Origin of the sequence: Kribbella sp. CCNWLW201 (assembly GCF_037203805.1) — a bacterium.
Taxonomy (GTDB): domain Bacteria; phylum Actinomycetota; class Actinomycetes; order Propionibacteriales; family Kribbellaceae; genus Kribbella.
Map to the genome: position 1 here is coordinate 13,949 of NZ_JBBCBQ010000014.1, position 11,957 is coordinate 25,905.

The following is an 11,957-nucleotide window of genomic DNA, read 5'->3' on the forward strand; positions in this document are numbered from 1 at the left end:
ATCTAGGGATCCTAGATCGCTGCTCCGACAGTTTGCAAGAACGCCCAGATCCCGCGCGCGTCTCTTTGTTCCAACACTCGCGCGGCCCCGTGTAGTCCCGCGTGGCGCCGCCCGGATGACCCTTTGGAGGCGCAAACTACGGCCCGCCGAGGCGGTCAGGAACCGGGTCGGCAGAAGTCGAAATCGCAGCCCTGGTCCGCACCCAGAACGTGGTCGCGAAACAACTTTCGGTAGCCGGTCACCGGCGGTGCGGCGGGCGCCGGCAGGTCGGCTCGGCGTTTCTCCAGCTCCTCGGGCGAGACGAGCAGGTCCAGGCGGGCTTCGGAGACCGAGAGCCGGATCTGGTCGCCGGTCCGGACCAGGGCGAGCGGTCCACCGAGCGCGGCCTCCGGTGTCACGTGCAGCACGATCGTCCCGTACGCCGTACCGCTCATCCGCGCGTCAGAGATGCGGACCATGTCGCGGACGCCCGCCCGCGCCAGCTTGCCGGGGATGGGCAGATAGCCGGCCTCGGGCATGCCGGCACCCAGTGGACCCGCGTTCTGCAGCACCAGTACGTCGGACGCCTCTACGTCCAGGTCGGGGTCGTCGATCCGGGCAGCCAGGTCCTCCAGTGAGCTGAACACCACAGCGCGCCCAGTCGTCTCGAACAGAGCCGGATCAGCCGCGGACCGCTTGATCAACGCACCAGACGGAGCCAGTGACCCCCGCAGCCACACCAGCCCGCCCTTCTCCCGGCTGGGCTCGCTCAACGGCCGTACGACGTCCCGGTCTACCCAGGAAGGCCCGTCCCCCAGCCGCTCCCCCAGCGTCTCTCCCGTCACAGTGAGCGCAGACAGGTCCAGCAGGTCCCTCAGCTCATGCAGTACGGCGGGGAGGCCGCCAGACGCATGTAGATCCTCCATGTAGTGCGCACCGGTCGGCTTGAGCTCCACCAGAACCGGTGTGGTCTCACTCAGCTCGTTCAGCTCATCAGGATCGATCACCAGGCCCAGCCGGCCAGCCATTGCGGTCAGGTGGATCAGCGCGTTGGTCGACCCACCGATCGCCAACAGCACGCGCAACGCGTTCCGGACAGACGCCGCCGTGACGACCTGGTCCGGCGTACGACCCGCTACCGCAATCGATACCGCCGCGGCACCAGTCGCCTCACCGAGCCGCAACCGGTCGGCGTGTACAGCAGGCGCGGCAGCGCTGTCCGGCAGCGCCATGCCGAGCGCTTCCACGATGCAGGCCATGGTGGAAGCGGTCCCCATCACCGCACAGGTCCCCGCAGTGGTGGCCAAGTTGCGCTCCACCTCGCCGATCTCGGTCTCGGAGACCTCGCCCGCCCGGTAGCGCGCCCAGAACCGACGGCAGTCGGTACACGCGCCTAGCCGCTCACCCTGGTAGCGGCCGGTCGACATCGGACCGGTGACGAGCTGGATCGCCGGTCGGCCGGCCGAGAACGCGCCCATCAGCTGCGCCGGCACGGTCTTGTCGCAACCACCGACCAGTACGACGGCATCCATCGGCTGGGCCCGGACGAGCTCCTCGACGTCCATCGCCATCAGGTTGCGGTAGACCATTGCGGTCGGTTCGAGGAAGCTCTCCCCCAGCGAGATGGTCGGGAACTCCATCGGCAGTCCGCCGGCGGCGATGATGCCGCGGGCAACAGACTTGACCAGCTCGGGTTGTTGCCGGTGACAAGGGTTGAAGTCACTGGTGGACGTGGCGATACCGATCACCGGCCGGTCCAGCGATTCCGGCGACCGGCCGCTCGCATGCAGGAACGCCCGCCGCAGGAAGCGCGAGAACTCCCGGTCGCCGTAGCTGACCAGGCCCCCGTAGATCCCGCTCACGGGGCACCCGGCGTACGGCGGAGATGCTCGGCCAGCAGCCGCAACATGCTCTCCGGCGGTACGGCGGCCGGCGGGCGGACCGCGTCGTACGAGATCAGACCGCGCAGCACCAGACTGCGTTTGCGCAGACCGAGCGCGATACCGGCCTGGAACTCGAAGTTCACCAGTGGCAGATAGTCGCGCCAGACCTCACGTGCTGCCTCGAAACCACCTCGTCTGAAGGCTCCGACGCAAGCGAGGAGTCCTTCAGGGACGGAGAAGCCGGTCATCGCGCCGGCCGCACCGACGGCCAGCTCGTCCAGCAGACAGGTACCGCCGAGTCCTCCGAAGATCGGTACGTCGAGTCCGGCCGCCAACTCGGCGACCGCGGGCGGGCTCGGCGACGACTCGGATTTCACCGCGACCACCGAGGGCACCTTGCGTACGGCGGCGACCAGGTCGGCCGTGGCGATCGGAATGCCGCTCATCACTGGGTAGTCCTGCACCACGAGCGGTCGTTCGGTGCGGTCGGCAACATCGTTCAGATGTTTGCTCAGGGCATCCGGATCGCTGGAGTTCACTTGAACCATCAGTCCGGCGAGCCGAGATCCGACCGCCGGCAGGACATTCGCGGCCTCCGCACAGACCCCCTCGAAGTCGAGTGCACTCATGCCGATCACGAGCGGAAGGCCGGCAGACTCTACGACGGTCTCCACCACGGTACGGCGTTCCACCGGGGTCAGCCGGGCCGCTTCGCCGAAGACACCGAGCACCGTCAGCCCGGTCGCGCCGATCGCCTCGTAGTGCCTGACCTGCCGGGCCAGCGACTCGGTGTCGACAGCCGAGCCGTCCGCCGTGAACGGCGTCGCCAGCACACCCCACACCCCGGGATCCAACGTCATGGCGCTCCTCTCGTCGTCACCGCGGTGGCCACCGTGTACGCCTCCAGGCTCTCGGTGCCACCTTCCCTGCCGTAGCCGGACAGTTTCACGCCGCCGAACGGCGAGGACGCGGCCGCCAGTGCCACCTCGTTGACACCGATCATGCCCGCTTCCAGCATCGCGACCGCGGTGTCGGCGCGTTGCAGGTCAGTGGTGAACACGTACGCCGCCAAGCCGTACGGCACCGCGTTCGCCTGAGCCAGCCCGTCCTCGATCTCGCCGAACGGCAGGATCGGCATGATTGGTCCGAACGGCTCATCCCGGAGCACCGCCGCGTCGGCCGGGATGTCCGTCAGCACGGTCGGCGGATAAAAGAACCCGGGCCCGTCGGGTCTCGTGCCACCGCAGTGCACCTTGGCACCGCTGCCTTCGACCAGCGCCGCAACCGCGTCCCGTCCACGGGCGTTGGCCAGCGGGCCGATCTCCAGCCCGTCGACTCGCTCGAGCACGGCAGCGACGAGATTGTCGACAATCGACCGTTGGACAAAGATCCGGCTTGGTGAGATGCACACCTGCCCAGCGTTGCGGAACTTCGCCCGGACCAGCGCATCGGCGGCACGTCCAAGCTGGTCCTCCGAGAGATCGTCGAAGATCAGGACGGGCGCATGACCGCCGAGCTCGAGGGTCAGCGGCTGCAACCGCTCGGCAGACGACCGCACCAACGTCTGACCGACCGGCACCGAGCCGGTCAGCGTGATCTTCGCGATCACGTCCGAGCCGATCAGCCGTTCACTCACCCGCGGCGGATCGCCGGTGATCAGGTTGACCACGCCGTCCGGCACACCCGCGTCCGCCAGGGCTCGCACGAGTGCGGCCGCCGTACGTGGGGCTTCGATCGCCGGGCAGACGATGATGCTGCAGCCGTACGCGACTGCCGGTGCGAGCTTGCGGGCCGGGAGGGACGCCGGGAAGTTCCAGGCCGTGAAGGCGGCCACGGGTCCGATCGGCCGCCGCTCGACCCAGGAACGGCGGCCCGGAGCCGTCGGCAACACCCTGCCGTAGGACCGGACCGCCTCACCGGCGAACCAGCTGAAGTACTCAGCCGACTGCTTGACCTCCGCCTCGGCTTCAGCGACCGGTTTGCCCTGCTCTTCACTCAAGATCGCGGCAATGTCTGGAACCCGGTCGAGCAGGAGCCGGCCGGCCCGGTCGAGTACCTCCGCCCGGTCGGCAGGCGCCGTACGACGCCAGGTCGCGAAGCCGGACGCGGCTGCGGCGAGGGCGTCGTCCAGGTCCGCGTCGGACGCATTGGGGACCTGGGCAACGACCTCCTCGGTGGCCGGATTGAGTACGTCGATCGTCCGGCCGTCCGAGGCTTCCCGCCAGGCACCACCGATGAACATTCAGGCCACCTTGGTCAGGACGACGAGGCTCAGCGAGGGAAGGGGTAGCTCGAGTTCCAGGCCCAGAGCGCCGTCAACAGCAACCTGCGTGTCATCCGCGAATCGCTCGAGACCTTGGCGCGCGGTGATCGCGGCGAGCTGTTCAGGTGTCGGGTCCTGCGGCGCGCCCTGGTCCTGCCAGACGGTGTGGCTGTTGCTGTGACTGTGGTCGATCCGGTAGTGCTGCACGGTCCACTCACTGGTGTCGAGACCGTTGATCTGGACCTCGACCCGGGTCGTGCCGGGGTCGTCCGCGTACTGATCGTCCCGGTGCCGCCAGACCAGGACAGCAACCGTCCCGTCGGTCGAGTCGCGGCTCGCGATGACGTCGACCTCCTCGGCCAGCCCGTTGCCCAAGGCACTGATGTCGGAGATGTCCGCGGCCTGATCCGAGGTGGCGGCCAGGCGACGGTCGCCGAGGTGTGCGAAGGCCCGGTAGGCGTTCATCAGCGGCTTCTCGATACCGGACGCGGTGACGAAACTTCTGGTGCCCTCGAAGTAGCGCTCCCCCTCCATCGAGAAGCTCCAGGTGGTTGCCTCGTGCACCTTCGCGGTGTGCTGCTCGTTGAGGTCGAGGACTTTCTTCATCAGCTTGGCCTGGAACACCGGGTAGTACTCGTTGTTGCGGTAGGCGAAGTTCGCGTTGTCGTAGATCCCCCAGTGCGCCGGCACCGAGGCGTCACACTCGTCCACGATCACCGGCGCCCCGACGTACTGCGGGAACTCCTCGATGACGCGCAAGGCACGATCGATCTCGCGGAGCATCTTCGGGGTCGACGGCGACTCCTTCACCGGCGCCGGAGCACCGATCGGGCCATACGTGCGCCAGGGCGTGAAGTGTGAGCCCTTGGTGTGGAAGGACACGAAGTCGACGGGCAGGTCACGGTCGGCGCAGGCCTGCAGGAAGCCGTGCAGGAAGACCGCTCCCTGGTCCCCGCCGGTCACGGCCGGACCACCGACCTTAGCCGCCGGGTAGACGTCGCGGATCGCCTTCACGGTCGCGTCGTACAGGTCGTGGAACTGTTCCGGAGTGCCGCGCCAGTAGGAGATGTCCGGCTCGTTCCAGAGTTCCCAGAGCCAGTGCTGAACCTCGTCGACGCCGTACCGCTCCAGACAGTGCTCGACCAGGGCCGAGACCAGGCCGCCCCACTTCGCGTAGTCCTTCGGCGGGTAGGACCACCAACCGGCTTCGTAGGCGCTGTACTGACTCGGGCTGTTCTCGAACGGGAACTCGGTCTTCGCCTCCTCCGGCACGAGCGCGAGCGGGGTGAAGGCGAGCTCGACCAGCGGATGGTGGCCGGTGCCGACGATCGCGTCGTACGTCAGATCGGCGATGGTGAAGTCGTAGTACGGCTTGCCGTCCGCATCCTCGTGGTAGACGTTGCCACTCCCCCAGTGCGGCAGGCCCAGCCCGGTGCCGCTGTTGAAGATGTTGTGCGGCCGGACGTGGTACGGCATCTCCGCGAATCCGCCGATTGTCTGCAGTGTCCGGCGGCCCTGGGGTGTGTAGGTCCAGTTGATCTCGTCGTACCCGAGGCTGGCCCACGGGCGGGCGAGGACGCCGACATCGCCTTGAGCGTCGACGGTCACCCGGGCCGTGCGGATAGGGGTGGCGTCCGGGTCGGAGGGGGCATACGGGAGGCGTTGAACGTCGCTGGGAGAGGCGTTCTTGGTCATGTCAGCCTTTCAGTCCGGTATTGCTGATGCCGGCGATGATGAATCGCTGGGCAAAGAGGAAGACGAGAAGCGGCGGGGTGATCGCGAGCGCCGCCGAGGCCATCACGACGCCGTAGTCGACATCGCCGTACGCCGATCGGAACGTGACGAGGGCCAGCGGGAGGGTCTGCATACTCGGCGAACTGGTCGAGATGAGCGGCCAGAGGAAGTCGTTCCAACTCCCCAGGAACACCAGGATCCCGAGGGTTGCCAGGGCCGGTCGGATCAGCGGTACGACGACGTACCGGTAGATCTGCCAGGCGTTCGCACCGTCGGACTTGGCCGCGTCGATCAGGTCGGGCGGGAGATTCACGATGAACTGCCGCACGAGTACGACGCCCACCAGCGAGACGATGTGTGGCAGCGCCAGGGCGCCGTACGTGTTGAGCAGGCCGAGCTCGCGGAACTGCTGGAAGAGCGGGACCAGGACGACCTCGCCGGGGATCAACATCGTTGCCAGCAGCAACCCGAAGACGGCCGCGTTGCCGCGGAACGGCAGCTTGGCCAGGGCGTAGCCGGCCATCGAGCAGACCAGCAGGGCGAGAACTGTGGAGACCACGGCAACGACCGTGCTGTTGAAGAAGGCAATGAAGATGTTGACCGCACGACCGCCGGGATCGACGAGCATCTCCCAGTTCGCCAGCGTCGGATCACTCGGCAACAACCGGCTGCCCGGTGTGGTCGAGCCTTCGAAGGACGACGACAGCGTCCATAGCAACGGCAAGCCCCAGAGGATCGCGAAGACGAGAGCCGCGGCCGTTGCGAGCCAGCGAGCGCGGCGGCGTTGGGCGGTCATCGGGCGCTCCTTCTGCTGACGACCTGATGGACGATCGTGACCAGGAGGATGATGAGTGCGAGCAGCCAGCCGATCGCGGCGGCGTACCCGGTCCGGAAGTCGCGGAAGCCGGTCTCGTAGAGCATCTGCAGTACGACGCGAGTGCTGCCGCTCGGACCGCCCTGGGTCAGCAGGTAGACCTGCTCGAACACCTTGAACGAGTCGATCAATCGCAGCAGTACGACGAGACCGAGTACGGGTGCGATGCCGGGCAACGTGACGTAGCGGAACTGTTGCCACCTGCTGGCACCATCGATCCGGGCAGCCTCATAGAGCTGCTTGGGGATGTCCTGGAGCGCGGCGAGCAGGATGAGCAGCGGGAAGCCGACACGCCACCAGAGTGTCAACAATACGACGGCCCCCATCGCCTGACCGGGTTCCGTCAACCACTGTTGTGCTGGGAGACCGACGGCCTTGAGGACCGTGTTGAGCGAACCGTCGACCGGGTCGAGAACGAGGGTCCAGATCAGCGCGACGGCCGCACCGGGAAGAAGGTACGGACCGACGAAGGCTGCGCGGAGCATGTTGCGGCCGGACAGATCGCGGTTGAGCACGAGAGCGAGGATCAGGCCCGCGGCCACCAGAACCGGGACGTTGAGTACGACGAACAGGACGGTGTGACCGAGCGCCGCCTGGAAATCGCCGTCGCCGAAGAGGTTGACGTAGTTCGACAGGCCGACGAAGCCACCGGTGCCCTCGGCAACGTTGACGTCGGTCAGGCTGAGATAGAAGCCGCGGATGACCGGGACCGCCCAGAGGAAGAGGAACAGGATCCCGAACGGGGCCAGGAAGATCAGGGCCGACCAGGACCGCGGCTTCTCCCGCTCGGCCGCCGTACGGCTGAGGGGAATTCTCGAAGTGAGGACGCTCATTTCGGCTCCCGCATGCTCTCGGTCGCGCGGGTCGCGGCCCGGCGAAGCTCGGTCACCACGTCCGCGCCCTGGTAGACGATGTCGTCGAGCGCGTCGTTCAGATACTGAAACGCCTGGTTCCAGCGATAGGCGTACGGCGCGAACCGGGCGTGCTTGGCCTCGTCGATGAACAGGCCCATCTTGCGCACCACCGGGTCGTTGCTCTTGGCAATGGCGTCGGCGGCGGCCCGGCTCGCGGGTGCCTGCGCGCCGGCCCAGGCGGCGCTGCCCTCGCGGACCAGCCAGCCGATGAACTTCTGTGCCTCGGCCTGGATCCATTCGTCGTTCTTGCGCTGCTTCGGGATGCAGTAGATGTGCGAGGTCGCGACCACCGAGCGCGGCCCGTCGAAGAACTGCGGCAGCGGGGCGACGTCGAGCTGGGTGCCCTGCTGGGCGTTGGTCTTCATCAGCTGGGACAGCACCCAGGGGAAGGTGAAGACCATGCCGACCTTCTGGTTGCGGAACAGCGCGCCGAGCTGCGGCCCGGCGAGCTGGGCCGGCTCGACCTGGTAGCGGTGCACGAGGTCGCGTTCGAACTGGCCGGCCTCGATACCCGGTGGTTCGGCGAACAGGGCGCGGCTGTCGGCGTCGATCAGGTCGCCGCCGGCCTGCCAGTTGAAGGTGAGCCAGGGGTTGAAGGTGCCGGTCTCGCGGATGAAGCCCCACGGGCCAGACTTCTTCAGCGCCTGGGCGGCGGTGATGAACTCGGCTTTGGTGGTCGGCGGATGATCCGGGTCCAGGCCGGCCTTCTCGAACAGGGCGCGGTTGTATCCGAGGGCCGCGGGTCCGGTGCTCATCGTCACGCCGTACTGGCGGCCCTCGATGTTGGCGAGCTGCCAGGTGCCGTCGATGAAGTCGTCCTGGCTGAAGCCGAGATCCTTGAAGTCGATCGTGTGCAGGAAGCGGCGCAGCGGCGGGATCTCGTAGCTGTGCAGCGCGATGATCGCGGGCGGTGCGCCGGCCAGCGAGGCGGTCAGGATCTTGGTCAGGTAGTCACCGCCGTACGCCGGTGCGGAGAACCGTACGACGACGTCGTCCTGCGAACTGTTGTATCGATCAACAATCGTCTGCATCAAGGCGCCGTCGGGACCGGTGTAGAAGGTGGTGAACTCCAGCACCCGTCCACCACCACGAGTGGTGTCGTCGAAGGGCGAGGAGCAACCGGCCAGAGCTGCCGCACTGCCGGCGCCCAGGGCGAGCAGCTTCCGCCGGGACAGGGCGCTGGCCGACCGGCCTGGCGGCCTGGCGTCGGCGCGCGAGCCGCTCACGCCGACGGGTCGCCGTGGGCCGGCGGGTGGGACAGCCGGGGCAGCGGTCAGGAGGGCCGCCCTCTGATGGGCTCGCCCACCAGAGGGCGGGTTGGCCAACCGGATTTCAGGGTGCGAACCCACACGCTGGTGGGTCAGCCAACCAGAGGTGGTCGGGGGGCGGGCAGGTGGGGCGGTGGGTGGCAGCGACGGGGTGAGGGGTGGATGGAGGTGGGGAGGTGCGGGCGGAGTGGGCAGCACGGAGTTCTCCCTCGGACGCGAGTGGAGGTCGAGCGGATTGCGGGCCGGGCAGCCGGGCCGGCGTGGGGGGAGGGCGGCGCCGGGATCGCCGGGCGCCGGGTCTCGCCGTTTGGGGGTCTACCGGTTAGCCTGATCTCGGCGTTGTCAAAAGTCAATGGTTAACAATCGACAATTTACACCGATGGAGGACGGCTGTGGCCGGACCGCTCGATCAACTCGCCCGGCAGACCGAGCGCAGCCCCGCGCTGTGGGCGACCGTCGTACCCGAGATTCGTCAGATGATCGTCAGCGGTGCCCTGCCGCCCGGCCAGCACCTGCGCGAGGGCGAGCTGGCGACCGCACTCGACATGAGCCGCGGTCCGATCCGCGAGGCGTTGATCGAGCTCGAGCGGGAGGGTCTCGTCGTACTGCGCCGGCATCGCGGTGCTCAGGTGATCGCACTGACCGACGACGATGTCGAGGAGATCTACACGCTCCGGCTGAGCCTGGAGCAACTCGCGATCAAGCGGGCCCTCCCCCGGTTGACCGACGTCCATTTGTCGACGATGGACGACGTACTCGAGAAGATGCGGGCGCTCGGGCCGGACTACGAGCCGAAGACCGCGCTGGACCTGGATTTCGCGTTCCACGACGTGCTGTACCGGGCCGCCGCGCATGCTCGCCTCGACCGCGCCTGGCAGCAGATCCGCAGCCAGGTCGCCATGTTCCTGTACTCACGCCACGTCGCCCGGCCGGACTTCCACGAGATCGCGTACGCCGAGCACAAGGCGATCCGGGACATCATCGCGAGCGGTGACGCGGCAGCCGCCGTGGAGGCCATCGACAACCACCTCACCGGCGCCTACCACCGCCTCATCGAGGCCCGCCACACCAACTGACCCACCTTGAGAAGCCACCAACCATTCCGACGGCGGAAAAGTGGTCGGTGGCTTCTCAAGGTCGGGGGTTCAGCGAGCGGTGAGGGCTGTTGCCTCGGCGACGATGTGCTGGCGGCGTACGGCGGTGAGGCCGCGAGCCGCCGGGGTGTTCGCGTACGACGCGAGTACGGCGTACTGCTTCTGACCGAGCAGCGTCGTCATCGTGGAGACCGTCGACGGCGTGGCCCCCGAGGTCAGGATGAGGTTGGCCAGCCCCGTCGGAGTGGCGACCACGTCGAACGTGCTCTGAACGGTCGCCCCAGCGACAGTCGCCGTCAGCGTGTGCCTGCCGGCTGCGATCGTCGTCGTGTCGACAATCGACCCGTTGACAATCGCCACTCCGTCGAGCGTGATCGCGAGCGGTTCCGGCGAATTGTTGCCGACCGCAATCCGCAGTACCTGGGCCCGGTCGATCCGCTCCCCCGCACCGGGGCTGAGGATCGTCGCGGCCGGCTTGACCCGCTGCGCGAAGGCGGCGTTCCAGCCCGCCAACTCGGCCGGCCGGTTCGTGATGATGCCGTCAACGCCGGCCTTCTCGAGCGCGTTCCAGCGGGTCGCGTCGTCCACGGTCCATACGTTCACCGCGACGCCGGCCGCGTGCAGTTCGGCGACGATGCCCGGGCGGGTCTGGAAGGCGGCGTCCGACGGGTTGTACGCCGACAACTCCAGGTCCTTGGCGATCGCGACCGGATCCGGGTCGAGCGTCGAACGCAGCAGACCGAGCGGGAGCTCCGGCGCAAGCTCACGAACCCACCGCAGGTGCTGCGGCTCGAAGCTCTGCACGAAGACCCGGCTGCTCATCCCCCGGCTGTGAATCTCCTGCACGATCCGCTCGACCGACGCGCGGGTGTGCTCACCCTTGACCTCGAGCAACAGGTTGCCGCCGCGCGTCTTGAGTCCGTCGAGCTGCGACGCCAAGGTCGGTACGCGCTGACCGGCGTACGCGGGCGCGAACCACGACCCCGCATCCAACCCGGCCACCTGATCCGCCGTCAGCGACCGGACCGCGCCGGTCCCATCAGTCGTCCGGTCGACGGTGGTGTCATGCAGGATCACGGGTACGCCGTCCTTCGTCGGCTGTACGTCGTTCTCGATCCACTCGGCCCGGGCACGACGGGCGACCTCGTCCGACGCGGCCGTGTTCTCCGGCGCGGACGACGAGCCACCGCGGTGCGCCCAGACCCGGAGCGGCGCACCCGGCTTGCGGATGAACGACTCCTTCTCGAGCGGCGTCACGGTCAGGTCGTCGAACGAGACGGTCGCGCCGTTGACGAGCAGTCCCTGCACACCCGTCGTACTGCGGTTCACCATCGTGGTGCGCAGCGACTCACGGCCGTCGACGTACCAGGTGGCGCGGGTGCCGCGGACCTCGACCGCGACGGCCACCTCCTTGCCCACGCCGACCTGGATCGGCGCGGCTGCGGTGTCGGTGACGTTCCAGGTGTTGGCCGCCGTACGTTGCGCGAACTCGAGACCGTTGGTGGCGGTCGAACCGTTCCGCAGGGTCGCGATCGACCACGGGACGGCGCCGCTCGGGGCGAGGTCGAGCCCGAACGCGACCCAGCGGCCGCCGTCGAGCGCGGACTCGAACCGCAGGTGGCTCTCGATCCGGAAGTCGGTCAGCGGGGTGCCGAACGTGATGCGGCTCTGCTGACTGGAGCTGGTCGATGTACCGATCAGCCGGCCGCCCTGCACTTTCCAGGTCCCGTCGACGGCTGACCAGCCGGCCGGCAACGTCGTACCGTCGAAGGTCTCGTCGACCGTCGGTGTGGGCGCGGCCGGTTCAGCGACTGCGACCGGCAGTGGCGTGGTGAGGAAGGCGGTAATGGTGGCTCCGGTGGCGAGAGCGGCCAGTACTGCACGGGGGCGGCGTGACATCAGCATCATGGCCACCGAACGTAGGAAACCGACACCAACAGCACCAGAG

Annotated in this window: 9 protein-coding genes; 1 reads left to right on the plus strand and 8 read right to left on the minus strand. The window is 68.0% G+C overall.

Features of this window, described 5'->3' with window-relative positions:
• Window positions 1-155: 155 nt before the first annotated feature.
• Genes V9K99_RS38450 through V9K99_RS38480 form a run of 7 tightly spaced genes read right to left on the minus strand, consistent with a single transcriptional unit; the run spans window position 156 to window position 8,873 of the window.
• Window positions 156-1,841 (minus strand): dihydroxy-acid dehydratase, encoded by a 1,686-nt coding sequence (locus V9K99_RS38450; protein ID WP_337008670.1) that lies wholly within the window; start codon window positions 1,839-1,841, stop codon window positions 156-158.
• Window positions 1,838-2,722 (minus strand): dihydrodipicolinate synthase family protein, encoded by an 885-nt coding sequence (locus tag V9K99_RS38455; protein WP_337008668.1) that lies wholly within the window; start codon window positions 2,720-2,722, stop codon window positions 1,838-1,840. The genes V9K99_RS38450 and V9K99_RS38455 overlap by 4 nt, the downstream gene beginning before the upstream one ends.
• A complete protein-coding gene (locus V9K99_RS38460; protein WP_337008666.1) occupies window positions 2,719-4,104 on the minus strand; it encodes an NAD-dependent succinate-semialdehyde dehydrogenase in 1,386 nt (461 codons plus the stop codon). The genes V9K99_RS38455 and V9K99_RS38460 overlap by 4 nt, the downstream gene beginning before the upstream one ends.
• Entirely contained in the window at window positions 4,105-5,820 is a 1,716-nt protein-coding gene (locus V9K99_RS38465; protein WP_337008664.1) for a GH39 family glycosyl hydrolase, read from the minus strand. It abuts the gene before it with no gap.
• 1 nt (window position 5,821) lies between these two features.
• Window positions 5,822-6,655: a carbohydrate ABC transporter permease gene (locus tag V9K99_RS38470; RefSeq protein WP_337008662.1), complete on the minus strand. Its 834-nt coding sequence runs from the start codon at window positions 6,653-6,655 to the stop codon at window positions 5,822-5,824.
• Window positions 6,652-7,566: a carbohydrate ABC transporter permease gene (locus V9K99_RS38475; protein ID WP_337008660.1), complete on the minus strand. Its 915-nt coding sequence runs from the start codon at window positions 7,564-7,566 to the stop codon at window positions 6,652-6,654. The genes V9K99_RS38470 and V9K99_RS38475 overlap by 4 nt, the downstream gene beginning before the upstream one ends.
• Window positions 7,563-8,873 carry an extracellular solute-binding protein gene (locus tag V9K99_RS38480; RefSeq protein ID WP_337008658.1) on the minus strand — a complete coding sequence of 437 codons (1,311 nt, stop codon included), beginning with the start codon at window positions 8,871-8,873 and terminating at the stop codon, window positions 7,563-7,565. Before V9K99_RS38480 ends, V9K99_RS38475 begins: the two co-directional genes overlap by 4 nt.
• Window positions 8,874-9,307: 434 nt before the next feature.
• On the opposite strand from V9K99_RS38480, the gene V9K99_RS38485 reads away from it, so the two are divergent.
• Window positions 9,308-9,991 (plus strand): GntR family transcriptional regulator, encoded by a 684-nt coding sequence (locus V9K99_RS38485; RefSeq protein ID WP_337008656.1) that lies wholly within the window; start codon window positions 9,308-9,310, stop codon window positions 9,989-9,991.
• A 69-nt stretch (window positions 9,992-10,060) separates the two neighbouring features.
• Here V9K99_RS38485 and V9K99_RS38490 read toward each other — a convergent pair whose 3' ends face one another.
• Window positions 10,061-11,917 (minus strand): glycerophosphodiester phosphodiesterase, encoded by a 1,857-nt coding sequence (locus tag V9K99_RS38490; RefSeq protein WP_337008654.1) that lies wholly within the window; start codon window positions 11,915-11,917, stop codon window positions 10,061-10,063.
• Window positions 11,918-11,957: the final 40 nt, after the last annotated feature.